Raw genomic sequence first — 13,355 nt, forward strand, 5'->3', positions numbered from 1 at the left:
TTGTACCATGATTCGTCAACTAACATCGATTGGACTCCGATCCAAAAACTCATTTAAACAGACAAGTCTAGCTGTACTGCTGACGGGAAGTTTGCTGGCTGCCTCATGGGCAGCTCCGGCGCCATCCGCACACGCTGCATCTGAAGGCGTTTTTATCTCGAAAGATTCCTATTTTATGCTAAATAGAGCCTCACTTTCCTCTTCATCCCTACAATTCTCCGTCCTGTTCCACAATGGGGAAAATCAGACGCTTGATTTTAACAAGTATGGTGTTCGCGTGACGGATAGTGCTGGACACAGCTACACGGCCAATTTGAGTGAGAAAAAGAGCGGCATCGTGAATGGCGGGCAAGAGGAGAGCTTCCGATTCTACGCGAATTTGCCAGCAGGTGAAACTGCAGCTGATTTGAAAGTAGATGTATTCCGTTGGGATTACAATAAATCCGATTTCATGAATCATCTCGGCGAGCTGCCAATTGTCTCCGTCATCCAAGAAGGGCAGCTGGAAGCGCCAGAAGAAATTATTAGCTTGCGTACGCTAGACAGCACACTTGCGAATGATGCTTCCCTTGCTTTTGGGCTAGGCCAGAGCGTACGTGTGACCGAGAATGGCAAATGGTACATGTACACGCAAGTCGCAGCGAAGAACTTAGGTTCAAGCAGTGTGAAAGTACCCGCAGGATTGCTTGCTAGACTTGTGGATGCCAATGGCATGAAATATACGGCTACCGTCCAGAGTGGGGCGGATACGGCTATTTTGCCAAATCAGTCCGACACATTGACGCTCAAAACGCTAATTTCCAAAGGCATGCCTACAAGCGGGCTAACGTTGGAATATTATTACCTCAATCAAAGTGAAGATGTTTCACTGGGAACTTTGAGTATGAATTCGTCGCTGAATACGGTAGCTCTGGGCGTGAAACAGAGCTATGCGGGGCAGCAAGATGGCGAGAACGTGACAGCGAAGGCAAGCTCTTCTACGTATTCCATTCAGGCCGATGGTGTCCATGTTCAGACTGTGGTCACACTGAGTAATGATGGGGACGTAGTCGCACCTGTTCCTGCATTGGCAGCCTCCTACCAGTTCGGCGATTCCGGTTCATCCGTATCCTCGACAGACAACAGTACGCGCAGCGGCTTTTTAGCGCCGAAGGAAACGTCGACCTATTACTTCAATGCGACACTGCCAACGGGTGTCGATCCGAATGCGGCACAGCTCGTGCTGTGGCAGAAAGCAGCGGCGGCGAGTACGGGAAGTACGACGGGAAGCACAGCGGGGAGCGGGACAACGACTGGAACAGGTAGCAGTACGGCCACGACAGGAATCAGTACATCGACAACAACAGGGCAACAGCCTGTGGCTGTGTTCGTGCTCAAAGGTGCGAGCGAAGCCCAAAACGGCTTCACCACAGCGGTAGACTATGAGCTTGGAACCAAGCTTGCTCTGGGCAGCAGCGTTGTGAGCCCGAATCTTGATGTATCGCTCATTGAGCTTCATGCGCATGAGAATGATGATCTCGGCTACAAAACCGCGATCGCCAAATACAAAATCACGAACAACGGAACGAGCACGCTCGCACTGCCTGAGCTGCAGAACGAGATCATCGATAATAAAGGTAATGCTTATACCGGCTCTCGACAAAGCGAGGCGGCCACACAAATTACACCAGGAAGCTCCTATGTAGTCAGCTATTCCTACTTGCTGCCTAATAAGGAAACTGATGACGAGGATGATTCTTTTGCGCTGAATGTGTATGATGATAAGTCCGTTTCTGAAGGCAATGTGTCCGCAGGGACGTTCAAAGTGGCTTTGCAAGAAGCAGAGACAGGAGATACCATTGCGATCTATCCGTTCTCGCTCAAAATTAATGACAGCTCGATTGGCTGGACGTATAGTGGAGGGACCTACTCCTATGTCCTGAGTTTGGATATGGATATTTCTCATGAAGATCAAGTGATTATTGATGCTAATTTCTCCAAGATTCAATTCGAAATGGTCGATTCTCTCGGTCGTATCGTTGGCACCCAAGATGCTTCTTTAATGGGCACGGGCAAATTAACGAGCGGCAGCCAGAGAGTAACCATTTCTGGATTGAAAAACGAGCAAGTAAGTTCCGGCATCGTCGTCAATATGTATGAAGTCATTAACACACCGAACGGAACAGCGAAGCGCCTTCTGAAGCAATTTAAGTAAAAGAGAAACAGCCCGACCCTTGGACTTGCCATGGGGTGGGCTGTTTTTGTTTTATTAGCCGATAAATACGAAAGCCGAAATACCAGAACGAACCGTACGTGTACGGAAGAGGACACCGTCTTCATCGAAAGTCCTAAGCACTAAAGTACGTGTAGTAGGCGTACCGATTGTACGGAATACGGCAGTTCCAAAAGCGTCAAATCGAGCAGTTGCAAGACGAGTTCCGTTTAAAGTACGAGCCTCGCAGAAGAAGCCGGAGGTGACGAAAGGGACACCATTAGTAGCTACCCAAAGAATCGTAAGTCGTCTTAGTGTTTGTGTAGGACCGATGTTTTTGCTGAGGGGAATGCGAGTGTACGATTTACCTAGCTTGCCAGAGTCTTTGAGAGTAGGGATGCTGCGTTTTTTGTTTTGCATCTATGTTTCACCTCCTTCTCTCTATCTGCTTATAGTAGATGTCGAAACAGGCATGCCCGTTAACTAGATTTACCCATGTAAGAAAAAATGTGTTAATAGATTGATTAATAGATTCGGGATTGCGTGAATGTTAAAATCGTTGATTGGGCTGAATCCGTGAGTAGATGAAGATAACGAGGGACAGAAGAAGGAAAAACAAGAGGAAAAGAAAGAGGAAAAGAAAGAGACCGTTCCAATAGGGAAGGGTCTCTTTCAATGCTAATCAATAGTTCGGATCTTCGGACTTAAATGAGCCCAGGAACGGCAGCCTCACTTCATATCATACCCCTTAGCGATGGATGGCTCGATCCATCGCTTTTCGGTATGCTCGCGGCGCAGAATGACGACGCGTTCGGGGTAGACATCGACGACGAGGCTCTGGCTAAGCAATCGCGTCTCGGGCTCATTTTTAGCGCTCCATACCTCGCGGATGGAGGCGCTGGAAGCGGCAAGAAACTTCAGCTGCTTCACTTGGCTGGTCGTTTCGATGTTCCAGTGGGTGTGCCCACTGAACAAAATGACGTTTGGGTGTGCGTCAAGTATCGCACGCAGTTCCTTGTGCTGGACGACCCCCAGCTCCGTATCTGTACCATCCAGCGTCTGCGGCAGCGGCTGGTGGAGGAACACGAACACGGGCTTGCCGGCATCCGCCGAGCTCGCCGCTGTGAGCCGCTCGCTCAGCCAGCTGAGCTGCGCGGGAGAGAGGTACGCATCCTCGTTGATGGATGCGTCTACGTCTCTGTACGCTTCCCCGCTAAGGAACAGGAAGCGGTAGCCCTCCACGACAAGCTCGTGATACGGCTTGTCGTAACCCATCATGCGGTCGAATAACGCGACCGCATCACGACTCGTCCACGATGTATTCATCTTCGTGTAATCCATCTGCCCATCCGGCTTGCGCCACACGCCATAGTAGTCATGGTTGCCCATGGTTGCCTGCACAGGGGCATGGGGCTGGCGACTGAGCAGCGCCAACAAGCTGCGGTAATCGCCTTCACTGCCATTCGTGAGATCGCCGTTCAGGACAAGCAACTTGCTGTCTGGGCGCAGCTCATGGTGATCGGCGAGCGCTTGCCGCAGAAGCAGCTGGGAAGCCGAGTCCGACGATAGGATATGAACGTCGCTCATCACCGAGAAGGAAAACAACGGTGCAGCGGTTTTCGGTTCTACTTGTGCAGCAGCTGTTTGCGGCGCCACTTGTACAGATGCATGCTGTGACGCGCGCGTAGACTTTATTCCTTCCCCAGCAGGGTTAATCAACGCCAACCCCAACAAAACCGCCAAACTACTCCGTATGATAGATAGAAACATAGAAAACCTACCTTCCTATAAAAGTGTCGTGATGCGCTTGCTCTATGTCTTTAACCATCTCTTCCTCTATTTAACCAATTCCTGCCCTTGTATCATTACCTCGTCCGGCTCCCACCCCACGCCCTACTGGTATTCCCCTACAAAAAAGAAATTATTTAACTACCCAACTTTTGTAATTTACTTGACTTCAATGTTATTTGGTTGTATGGTTAATTACATGAGTAACTAACCAATGTAGTGATGAAAGCGGTGGTGAGAATTGTGGGATTTATGATGGATGATAGCCGCCCGATTTTTATGCAAATCGCAGAGCAGATTGAAGATGACATTATCGAATCACGCATGCCGGAAGAATCGCAGGTTCCTTCTACGAATCAATTTGCAGCCTTTTATCAGATCAATCCGGCAACGGCAGCGAAGGGTGTTAACCTGCTAGTGGACCAAGGGATTTTATACAAGAAGCGTGGAATTGGCATGTTTGTAGCGGAGGGAGCGAGGGCTAAGCTGATGGAGAAGCGTAAAGAACTCTTTTATGAGCAATATGTCGTGACGATGGTGAGAGAAGCGGAGAAGCTGGGCATAACGGTAGAGCAACTGACGGAAATGGTGCGGAGGGGGGAGAAAGCTTAATGATGAACGTTGTTGAGGTAAAAGGACTGACGAAGGCCTATGGCCAAGTTAAGGCTGTTGACGGGGTCAGCTTCACGGTAGAAGCGAACAAAATTTATGGCTTACTCGGCAGAAATGGCGCAGGCAAAACGACCATCATGCATATGATCTCCGCACAGCAATTCGCGACTAGCGGCGAGTTGAGGGTGTTTGGCGAGGAGCCTTTTGAGAATAGTCGGGTGCTGAATCAGATTTGTTTTATCAAAGAGAGCCAGAAATATCCGGATACATTCCGTATTATTGATGTGCTGGCGGTTGCCAAAACGTTATACCCGAATTGGGATGATGCGTATGCCTACGCGTTAATTGAAGATTTCCGACTTCCGATCAAAAGGAAAATTAAAAAGCTTTCCAGAGGTATGCTCTCCTCGGTGGGAATTGTGGTTGGGCTCGCTAGCCGCGCGCCATTGACGATTTTTGATGAGCCCTATCTAGGCTTAGATGCTGTAGCACGCGTACTTTTTTATGATAGCTTGCTGCAAGATTATGCAGAATACCCGAGAACCGTCATCCTTTCTACGCACTTGATTGACGAGGTAAGTCGTTTACTGGAGCATGTGCTTGTGATCGATAACGGTAAGTTGATTCTTAATGAAGATGCCGATGCGTTACGCGGCCGTGCTTGTACGGTTTCTGGATTGAAATCAGCGGTAGATGCGTTCGCACGGGGGAAAGAGGTGCTGGAGCGAACGGCAATTGGTTCTGCTGCAACAGCGACCATCATAGGGGCTCTTTCGGTGCAAGATCGCAAATACGCCGAAGAATTAGGACTGGAATTCGAGCCAGTTTCCATCCAGCAGCTCATTGTTCATCTGACACGCACGCAAGTGGCGGGAAAGGGGTCTGAATCACTATGAACCGAGTTAAGCAAGTCGTCATGCTCCATCTGAGGAATAAGAACACATGGTTTTTGGTTCCATGGGCCATCCTGGGCGCTAATTTTCTGATCAATGCTTTAATTGCTCTTTCACTTAATGAAGGCGAAGTTATAAATACGGGTGCGATTGCCTCCATCTTTGTCTACACATTTATAGCAGGCACGCTTACGCTCAAAGAAACGTTCCCATTCGCCATCGGTCTTAGCATTCGGAGAAAGGATTATTTCTTCGGTACAGCATTGACTGTCCTGTTGGTGAATACGATTTCAGGGATAGCCATAACCATACTTTCGGCCATTGAGCATGCAACGAATGGGTGGAATGTGAATTTGCATCTATTTGAAATAGGGTTCCTTAACGATCTACCATACATCGCTATACTGGGGATTAATATCATCCTATTGATACATTTGTACTTTCTTGGATTTGCCATTTCGAGCTTGCATCGCCGTTTTGGCAGAATGTCGATGTACATCTTCTTTACAGCCGCGCTGTTGTTAGGGACGATCACGTCCTACACGCTGACGCATTTCGGACTTTGGGACGATATTGGGCATTGGGTAGCGCATCACTATATGGATTTGTTCTGGTGGTTGATCCCATTGGTTGTCATCTATTCGCTCATTTCGTACGGATTGCTGCGCAGAGCGGCTGTATAAACTTTCACCAAAAAGAGCCCCAGAATCACTTCTGGAGGCTCTTTTACTGTATTTATTAAGCTGTGATTTTCGTTAGGTACTCATCCAATTGCTTGAATGTTCCGCCGAAGCCTTCTTCCATAGAACCTTTCATGGAAGCGAAGAAATTCAATTCTTCTTCTGTCGCGTTGATTGGACCTCCACGCATAGTAAGAATCGTCTTCCCATCCTCTTCTGTGAACGTTAAGTGGTTCATAATTTCCATTGGGAAAATGGGGCTAAATGGGGCGCGAATCACATTAGCCTCTGCATCAGCGAAGGAGCTCACATAAGATAACGTCTCAGGTGCAGCAACTTCGTGATAAACGAATTTACCGAACATTTCAAAGCCTTCAGGTGACTTCATCGAGTAGTGGAAGCTGCCGCCAGGGCGAACATCTAAGGATTCCACCGTTAGCTTCATGCCTGTAGGTCCCCACCATTCTGCTAAATGTTCAGGTGTCGTCCATACTTGAAATACAAGTTCACGAGGGGCATTAATGATACGTGTAATCACCAATTCTGAGCCATCGTTTTTCATTTCATATTTGTAAGTTGCGTTTTCTTGTGTCATTGTAAATACCTCCAATTGGTTGATCTAATCCTGGTTTATTCCGGATCAGTCGGTTTGCTGTCTTTCGCTTGCATGGTTGCTAGATAGGCCTCCAACCGATCGAATTGTGATTCCCATAGGCGACGGAAGGAACCAAGCCAGTTTTCAATGTCTTGAAGGGACTGCGGCCGCAGTTTATAGACCCTTCGATTCGCTATTGGCTGTACCTCTACAAGTCCTGCTTCACTAAGTACACGCAGATGTTTGGAAACTTGTGGCTGACTAAGGCCGAGCCGCTCGACTATCTCCCCTACAGTCAGGGGGCCGTCTCGCAAAAGCTCAACCATGTGTAAGCGATGTGGTTCGGCAAGAGCACTGAATATCGTATTCATGTATTGAATATAACTCAAACGGAATATTCCTGTCAAGGCATATTCTAATGGGTAAATGTATCAAGACTCATTCATTTTGCTTTTGATATCAGCCATAGGTCTACTATCGTAAACAGAATAAGGTGGAAATATACAAGACAGCCCTTATGGTTCTCTCTTAATGTTCCTATGTATCTATCATTAATTTCATAGGAAATGTATAGAAAGTTTACTTTTAGCCGAGTCTAGTAGCTATAACTCTATTAACTTTTCTAGGAGGAGCTATAGCTATGATGTTTCGTAAAATATGTATTTCGACCTTATCCCTCATCTTGTTGCTTGGATTGTGGTTCATGCAATCGAAGGCATATTCGTATCCAACGAACGATGAAGATATGGATATGTCGCCTGTCTATGTGGCTTCTTCGAATGAAAGCTCGGATACTTCGATAGCTGAAGCTCCAGCCGCTGAAGTCGAACAAGCTGTGACAACGTACAAAGTAAGCCAAGGAGACACCCTGTTCAAAATAGCAAAAAGCTTTGAAATCGCTGTCGATGACCTCATTTCTGCCAATTCAATTTCCAATCCGAACCAACTGACGATCGGACAAAGTCTAACCATCCCCCTTGTCGCTGTAGCATCTGCATCCGAGGGACAGCCGAAAATTATTAAAAAAGTAATTAATACAACGTTAACCGCGTATACCGCGGGCTTTGAATCGACAGGCAAAAAAGCCTCTCATCCTACATACGGCATTACTTATAGTGGTATTAAAGCCAAGGAGGGACGCACGATTGCTGTAGATCCAGCCGTCATTCCCTTAGGATCAACGGTGTTCATCGAAGGTATTGGCATTCGGAAAGCGGAAGATATCGGATCGGCGATTCGTGGCTCTAGAATTGATGTCTTCATGAATGATTTGGGCCAAGCCCAGGAGTTTGGTGTGAAAAAGAACGTGAAGGTGTATGTGTTAGATAGAGAAAACGTGTAGCAGCGACTATGAGAATAGGAAAAACCGCCGTCATTTGACGGCGGTTTTTCTTTCATTTTCAAGCATACATCTTGGGTTTAGTAGGCGTAGCCGTATGTTGATCCAACCAACCTAGTAAATCAGAAAGAAATTGCTCTCGCCCTAGGTCATCAAAAGGACGATGACGCATCGTATCGTAAGCATAGCTCTTTTTATCCTGCGAACCCACCAAGTGCAGGAATTGCTGAAGCTTAGCGGGGGGAGTCAATTGATCTTCTAGTCCGTATTGTAGGAGAAGGGGGAGTTGAAACGATTGTGCTTGATTCAAGATTCTTGGAATGGCTTGACTTAGTCCAAGGCCTAAGCCTGGCGTTACGGTACTATGACGCAATGGATCAGATTGCAGTTTGGCCGCCATGTCAGGATCTTGAGTTAATCCCTCTACACTGCCGGATTTTTGAATGGTGAGTTGTGGCCGGAGCTTTCCCAGAAGCTTAATGAGCCAATTTTCAAAGGTCGTCATTTCATATGAAATCGCAGGAGCCACCAAAACGAGTCCACTAATCCCAGTACCCTGATCAAGCACATAGTCCGCACTAATCACACCACCCATACTGTGACCGATGATAAAGAGAGGCAATTCAGGATTTTCAGATAGGACGAGTTCTCTAAATATGTGCAGATCTCCTTTGTATTCATCCCATGAGCGAATGAATCCACGAATACCTGGGCTTCGCCCATGACCACGTGAATCAGCCGAATAGACGATATAACCACCCTGTACGAGTGCGTCACACATATTGACTAATCCACCGCTGTGGTCGCCATGTCCATGGACAGCAATAATAGCGCCTTTGGCTGGTGCTTCTGACGGAGTGGCTTTTCTATAGAAAAGGTCAACCCCGCCAACTCCCTGAAACGTTCCCTCCGTGATGTTCACAAGAGAATCCTCCTTACGCAATAAGCGAGATAGTTCAACTAGCCCTTATTTTACCATACTTCCTAAATGGCACTCACGATAATTTTAGTCATGCCAGAAGGGGGGGGATACCCGTCTATCAGAGGTCGTAGACCCACCCCGACTAAGGTCTAGGAGCAAATACCGTCCACGGTCCGTTTTGGAAAGCTGCGATTTTACCTAGAATAAAGACATGAAGAAGACGACGACAAACAACGAAAGGCGGTGACGAAACGATGAAAAGAAATACAGGATTTGCCGCTCTGCTAATCGCATTCGGCGCACTGATTTTATTTAACAAGCTAGGTTTTCACTTAGGAGACTTTATAGGCTCGGTGATGGGATATGTGATTCCCCTCATTATGGTTGGACTGGGTTACCTAGGGATTAAGAACGATAAGAAAATAGGATGGGTAATTGCCGGAATCGGGATAATCATTCTAGTAAGTAAGCTAGCAGGTTGGATCATTATCCTTCTGGCAATCGGGTTAATCGGATATGGATTTTCAATGTTAAAAGGAAGAACAGCTTAACGTAAGCAGGAAAAGAATCGAATACAGAGTGTGAAAAAGGTGGAGTGAAGATGAGCCTATTTAGGCGGATGAGAGATATAACCGTGGCAACTTTGAATGAGCATTTAGAGAAGTCGGAAGATCCGGTACGCTTGATTGACCAATACTTAGCAGCCCAGCGTGAGCAGCTTGTGCAGTCAGAAAGATTGTATCAGCAATGCGTAAGTCATGCAGCGTCACTTCGGCAGCAATATTTAACGGCACTAGAAACGAAAGAAAAGCGCGAGCATCAAGCGCTGCTGGCTTTGAAGGCTGGCGAAGAACATATGGCACGAATCGTGCTGCAAGAGAAGTTGCAGGCGGAAGAGAAAAGCGTGCAATACCATGATCTTTATGAGCAGGCGAAGCAGTCCATCCTTGAGCTTGATGAGGAGCTGCAACAATTGAAGGCAGATTACAAAGAAGTCGCAGACAAACGAAGCTACTACTTGGCTCGTATGGAGTCCGCTCGCTTGCAGCAGCGAATGCACGCTCGCAGCAGTGTCACACAAGATGGGGCACCGCGGATGTTCGGCCGATTGGAAGAGCGCGTATCCGATATGGAGCTGCACGCCAGGACGCTTCGCGACGTTAGGAAGATGGGTCGCGAAAGCTACTACAGTGGGGGTAACCCAGCTGTAGATGCGGAAATGGAAGCACTTCGCAATAGACTGAAACAGGAGGGAACAAAGGATCATGAACAAACTGTATCGCTCACGAAGAGATAAGAAATTAACGGGGCTATGCGGGGGACTTGCAGAAGCCATGAATGTAGATGTCACACTATTACGTTTACTAGTCGTGATCACCACGTTTTTCACCGGAGGCACCGTCATTTTCGTCTACTTTGTAGCGGCGATTGTTATTCCGAAGGAACCTGGGTTTGATCAGCCCCCATTTGATCCCTATGCAAGCTCGTATGGTCATCAAAACTATTCAGGGGGAGCATGGAATCATCATAAATCCCATAACCACCGCCAAGCGCCACAACCGACTAGCAAGTACGCTTCCTATGAAGCGAGCCAACCAACGAACAACATCGATGAGATGATGAAAGACATTGAGAAGAAAGCCTTGCAAAGAGAAGTAGACGAACTAAGAGCTAAAGTGGCTCGCTTTGAAAAACAAACATTGGATAGTAAAAAAGGAGACGTGTAAACCATGGGTGTATTTACAAGAATGAAAGATATGACGAAAGCTTCAATTCACGAGGTATTAGATAAAATTGAAGATCCAATCGTAATGTTGAACCAATATCTTCGCGATATGGAGCAAGAAATTGCCCAAGCGGAAGTAACTGTTGCTCGCCAAATCGCAAGTGAGCGCAAGCTGAAGCAGCGCCTTGAGGAATCAGTTCGCCTTGTAGCTGACCGCGAAGCGAAAGCTTCCGCAGCAATCAAAAACGGCCAAGAAGCGATTGCTCGCCAAGCAGTTGAAGAAAAACTGTACCACGAAGATAAAATTGTTGAGTACACAGATCTATACGCTTCTGCGAAAGCACATGCGGATGAGTTGACACAGCAATTGCACGAGATGAAAGATGAATTCTACAAAATGCGCAACAAACGCAACGAGCTTGTATCCCGCGCTCAGTTGGCGAAAGCGAAGAAACAAATGGCACAAGTGTCCTACAACGGTGTGATCGAGAGCGGCAACGCATCCCGCGGCTTCCAGCGCATGGAAGAGAAAATCATCCAGCTTGAAGTTGAAGCTGAGATCGCTCGCAAGCCATACGTACCCGGAGGTACTGTTGGCAGCTACACGCCGATCGATACAGCGAAGCAAGCTAAAGTGGATGAGCAGTTGAACCTGCTCAAAGAGAAATTGAACGGTCAAGCTGCTGAGTAGCAGATTGGTGTGTAGTGCGGAAAGCCCCTCCTGGTGAGGGGCTTTTTGCGGTGTTTGGGGGTAGTACGGAACTCCCCAGCCCCTAGCACGCCCCTCAATTAACTCCTCAAGTTGCGAAACGTGGTTACCCATCCAGCCCGCCTATTTTACTCATTCCATTGAATTTCTCCAATGGAGCTCGCTGTTCGGTGCCCAGCACACGATGAGCCCGTCTCCCATCATACGCAGCCCGGTCTTAGAGTCAGCGCACGACGTCCTGTCCCCCACTTAGCTCCAACCCCACGCTCAGAATCAGAAGATTTTCAACGTTTTTGAAGAGATTTATCCACTCTCATTCCAACTTCTGGCGGGTAGAATGAACTCATGAACAAGGGACATGACGAACTGGGGTACGAGGTGAGATAGACGATGAGAGATGAAGTTTTGCTCAGGATGGAAGGGATTGAGAAGCATTTTCCTGGTGTACATGCGCTGCATCAGTGTCAGTTGACGCTGGCTGCTGGTGAGGTGCATGCGCTAGTCGGTGAGAATGGGGCAGGGAAATCAACGTTGATGAAAATTGCTACAGGTGTGTACCAGAAGGACGAAGGACGCATCCTTGTGAAGGGGAAGGAAGTGAGCCTCCCCCATACAAGAGCAGCGCAGCAGCTAGGTATTTCGATGATTCATCAAGAGTTGAACCTGATGCCAGATTTGACGATCGCACAGAATATCTTTATCGGCCGCGAGCCGAGACATGGCATCAAGCTATTCGTCGATGAACGCATGCTGAATGAGCAAGCGCAGAACCTCCTGGATCAGATGAACCTACAGCTAGACCCGCGAACGATGGTGGCGGATTTGACAGTAGCCAAGCAGCAGATGGTAGAGATTGCGAAGGCGCTATCCTTTCAATCCGAGGTGCTGATTATGGACGAACCGACAGCCGCCCTCACGCATGCAGAGATAGAGGAGCTGTTCCGCATCATCCATCAGCTCCGCAGCCGCGGTGTGGGAATCGTCTACATCTCTCACCGGATGGAAGAGCTGAAACGCATCAGTGATCGCATCACCGTCATGCGTGACGGCCGTTATATAGATACGGTACAGACGCAGAGGACATCCATCGATCAGATCATTGCGATGATGGTAGGGCGCGAGCTCTACGTCAGCCCGAATCAACAAACAACCACCACCTCAAAAGAGAAGGTGTTGGAAGTTTCCAAACTAAACCGCGGCTCAGCGGTGAAGGATGTTTCCTTCCATCTGGCCAAAGGTGAAATCCTCGGCTTCGCCGGTCTGATGGGAGCGGGGCGTACGGAGGTGGCGCGGGCGATTTTTGGCGCAGACGCCATCGATTCCGGAGACATCCGCATCCATGGACAGCAGGTCCGTATCCAAGCGCCGCATGACGCGGTGAGGCACGGCATCGGTTACTTGTCTGAGGACCGCAAGCGCTTCGGGCTCATGGTGGAGATGGATGTGAAAATGAACATCGCACTCGCCTCCTATCGAAAGGCGCGGCGACTCGGCTGGATGCAAGACAGCATCATCGGCGAGAAAGCGCAGCACTATGTGGAAGCGCTTCAAATCAAAACACCAACGATCCATCAACAGGTGAAATTCCTATCCGGCGGTAACCAACAGAAGGTCGTTATCGGTAAATGGCTGCTGCGGGACTGCGATATTCTCATTTTCGATGAACCGACAAGAGGCATCGATGTGGGAGCCAAAACCGAGATTTACAAGCTGCTCGATGATCTCGCGGCGCAAGGGAAATCGATCATCATGATCTCCTCGGAGCTGCCAGAAATATTACGTATGAGTCATCGCATCATGGTCATGTGCGAAGGTCGCATTACCGGTGAACTCACGCAGCAAGAAGCCACACAGGAAGCTATTATGCGATTCGCCACGATGCGAATCAGTTAGGAGGAGT

15 protein-coding genes are annotated in these 13,355 nt (G+C 48.1%); 10 read left to right on the plus strand and 5 right to left on the minus strand.

Features of this window, described 5'->3' with window-relative positions; translation table 11 throughout:
- The first annotated feature begins 7 nt into the window (after nt 1-7).
- Nucleotides 8-2,194, plus strand: a complete 2,187-nt coding sequence (locus ACSQ8P_RS02380) for a hypothetical protein (RefSeq protein ID WP_436233738.1) — start codon at nt 8-10, stop codon at nt 2,192-2,194.
- A 54-nt stretch (nt 2,195-2,248) separates the two neighbouring features.
- Here ACSQ8P_RS02380 and ACSQ8P_RS02385 read toward each other — a convergent pair whose 3' ends face one another.
- Together ACSQ8P_RS02385 and ACSQ8P_RS02390 are read right to left on the minus strand one after the other, a co-directional pair.
- Nucleotides 2,249-2,611 (minus strand): hypothetical protein, encoded by a 363-nt coding sequence (locus tag ACSQ8P_RS02385; RefSeq protein WP_436233739.1) that lies wholly within the window; start codon nt 2,609-2,611, stop codon nt 2,249-2,251.
- Nucleotides 2,612-2,920: 309 nt separating this feature from the next.
- The gene (locus ACSQ8P_RS02390; RefSeq protein WP_436233740.1) at nt 2,921-3,961 is read right to left on the minus strand and encodes a metallophosphoesterase family protein; all 1,041 of its coding nucleotides are present in this window, start codon (nt 3,959-3,961) and stop codon (nt 2,921-2,923) included.
- A 261-nt stretch (nt 3,962-4,222) separates the two neighbouring features.
- Between ACSQ8P_RS02390 and ACSQ8P_RS02395 the strand changes: the two genes are divergently transcribed.
- Genes ACSQ8P_RS02395 through ACSQ8P_RS02405 form a run of 3 tightly spaced genes read left to right on the plus strand, consistent with a single transcriptional unit; the run spans nt 4,223 to nt 6,167 of the window.
- Nucleotides 4,223-4,591, plus strand: coding sequence for a GntR family transcriptional regulator (locus ACSQ8P_RS02395; RefSeq protein WP_436233741.1), 369 nt, complete (start codon nt 4,223-4,225; stop codon nt 4,589-4,591).
- Nucleotides 4,591-5,487, plus strand: a complete 897-nt coding sequence (locus tag ACSQ8P_RS02400; protein WP_436233742.1) for an ABC transporter ATP-binding protein — start codon at nt 4,591-4,593, stop codon at nt 5,485-5,487. The genes ACSQ8P_RS02395 and ACSQ8P_RS02400 overlap by 1 nt, the downstream gene beginning before the upstream one ends.
- The gene (locus ACSQ8P_RS02405) at nt 5,484-6,167 is read left to right on the plus strand and encodes a hypothetical protein (RefSeq protein ID WP_436233743.1); all 684 of its coding nucleotides are present in this window, start codon (nt 5,484-5,486) and stop codon (nt 6,165-6,167) included. The genes ACSQ8P_RS02400 and ACSQ8P_RS02405 overlap by 4 nt, the downstream gene beginning before the upstream one ends.
- Nucleotides 6,168-6,222: 55 nt before the next feature.
- Here ACSQ8P_RS02405 and ACSQ8P_RS02410 read toward each other — a convergent pair whose 3' ends face one another.
- Nucleotides 6,223-6,759, minus strand: a complete 537-nt coding sequence (locus ACSQ8P_RS02410) for an SRPBCC family protein (RefSeq protein WP_436233744.1) — start codon at nt 6,757-6,759, stop codon at nt 6,223-6,225.
- A gap of 35 nt (nt 6,760-6,794) precedes the next feature.
- Complete coding sequence (locus tag ACSQ8P_RS02415) at nt 6,795-7,130, minus strand: ArsR/SmtB family transcription factor (protein WP_436239433.1); 336 nt, start codon at nt 7,128-7,130, stop codon at nt 6,795-6,797.
- A 269-nt stretch (nt 7,131-7,399) separates the two neighbouring features.
- On the opposite strand from ACSQ8P_RS02415, the gene ACSQ8P_RS02420 reads away from it, so the two are divergent.
- Nucleotides 7,400-8,101 (plus strand): 3D domain-containing protein, encoded by a 702-nt coding sequence (locus ACSQ8P_RS02420; protein ID WP_436233745.1) that lies wholly within the window; start codon nt 7,400-7,402, stop codon nt 8,099-8,101.
- Between the two features lie 58 nt (nt 8,102-8,159).
- Here ACSQ8P_RS02420 and ACSQ8P_RS02425 read toward each other — a convergent pair whose 3' ends face one another.
- The gene (locus ACSQ8P_RS02425; protein WP_436233746.1) at nt 8,160-9,020 is read right to left on the minus strand and encodes a lysophospholipase; all 861 of its coding nucleotides are present in this window, start codon (nt 9,018-9,020) and stop codon (nt 8,160-8,162) included.
- 254 nt (nt 9,021-9,274) lie between these two features.
- Here ACSQ8P_RS02425 and ACSQ8P_RS02430 point away from each other — a divergent pair, with 254 nt between their 5' ends.
- From ACSQ8P_RS02430 to ACSQ8P_RS02450, 5 genes are all read left to right on the plus strand, one after another.
- Nucleotides 9,275-9,571: a LiaF transmembrane domain-containing protein gene (locus tag ACSQ8P_RS02430; protein WP_056617426.1), complete on the plus strand. Its 297-nt coding sequence runs from the start codon at nt 9,275-9,277 to the stop codon at nt 9,569-9,571.
- Nucleotides 9,572-9,621: 50 nt separating this feature from the next.
- Entirely contained in the window at nt 9,622-10,317 is a 696-nt protein-coding gene (locus ACSQ8P_RS02435) for a PspA/IM30 family protein (protein ID WP_436233747.1), read from the plus strand.
- Nucleotides 10,286-10,747 (plus strand): PspC domain-containing protein, encoded by a 462-nt coding sequence (locus ACSQ8P_RS02440; RefSeq protein WP_436233748.1) that lies wholly within the window; start codon nt 10,286-10,288, stop codon nt 10,745-10,747. The genes ACSQ8P_RS02435 and ACSQ8P_RS02440 overlap by 32 nt, the downstream gene beginning before the upstream one ends.
- Nucleotides 10,748-10,750: 3 nt before the next feature.
- A complete protein-coding gene (locus ACSQ8P_RS02445) occupies nt 10,751-11,437 on the plus strand; it encodes a PspA/IM30 family protein (protein ID WP_436233749.1) in 687 nt (228 codons plus the stop codon).
- A 408-nt stretch (nt 11,438-11,845) separates the two neighbouring features.
- The gene (locus tag ACSQ8P_RS02450; protein ID WP_436233750.1) at nt 11,846-13,348 is read left to right on the plus strand and encodes a sugar ABC transporter ATP-binding protein; all 1,503 of its coding nucleotides are present in this window, start codon (nt 11,846-11,848) and stop codon (nt 13,346-13,348) included.
- The last annotated feature ends 7 nt before the right edge of the window (nt 13,349-13,355 follow it).

Source organism: Paenibacillus sp. LjRoot153 (assembly GCF_964253085.1).
Taxonomy (GTDB): Bacteria; Bacillota; Bacilli; order Paenibacillales; family NBRC-103111; genus Paenibacillus_E.

Bases quoted from the DNA above. Each gene is read 5' to 3' on its own strand.
- ACSQ8P_RS02380 (WP_436233738.1), top strand. From the start codon at position 8: ATGATTCGTCAACTAACATCGATTGGACTCCGATCCAAAAACTCATTT.
- ACSQ8P_RS02385 (WP_436233739.1), bottom strand. From the start codon at position 2,611: ATGCAAAACAAAAAACGCAGCATCCCTACTCTCAAAGACTCTGGCAAG.
- ACSQ8P_RS02390 (WP_436233740.1), bottom strand. From the start codon at position 3,961: ATGTTTCTATCTATCATACGGAGTAGTTTGGCGGTTTTGTTGGGGTTG.
- ACSQ8P_RS02400 (WP_436233742.1), top strand. From the start codon at position 4,591: ATGATGAACGTTGTTGAGGTAAAAGGACTGACGAAGGCCTATGGCCAA.
- ACSQ8P_RS02405 (WP_436233743.1), top strand. From the start codon at position 5,484: ATGAACCGAGTTAAGCAAGTCGTCATGCTCCATCTGAGGAATAAGAAC.
- ACSQ8P_RS02410 (WP_436233744.1), bottom strand. From the start codon at position 6,759: ATGACACAAGAAAACGCAACTTACAAATATGAAATGAAAAACGATGGC.
- ACSQ8P_RS02415 (WP_436239433.1), bottom strand. From the start codon at position 7,130: ATGAATACGATATTCAGTGCTCTTGCCGAACCACATCGCTTACACATG.
- ACSQ8P_RS02420 (WP_436233745.1), top strand. From the start codon at position 7,400: ATGATGTTTCGTAAAATATGTATTTCGACCTTATCCCTCATCTTGTTG.
- ACSQ8P_RS02430 (WP_056617426.1), top strand. From the start codon at position 9,275: ATGAAAAGAAATACAGGATTTGCCGCTCTGCTAATCGCATTCGGCGCA.
- ACSQ8P_RS02435 (WP_436233747.1), top strand. From the start codon at position 9,622: ATGAGCCTATTTAGGCGGATGAGAGATATAACCGTGGCAACTTTGAAT.
- ACSQ8P_RS02440 (WP_436233748.1), top strand. From the start codon at position 10,286: ATGAACAAACTGTATCGCTCACGAAGAGATAAGAAATTAACGGGGCTA.
- ACSQ8P_RS02445 (WP_436233749.1), top strand. From the start codon at position 10,751: ATGGGTGTATTTACAAGAATGAAAGATATGACGAAAGCTTCAATTCAC.
- ACSQ8P_RS02450 (WP_436233750.1), top strand. From the start codon at position 11,846: ATGAGAGATGAAGTTTTGCTCAGGATGGAAGGGATTGAGAAGCATTTT.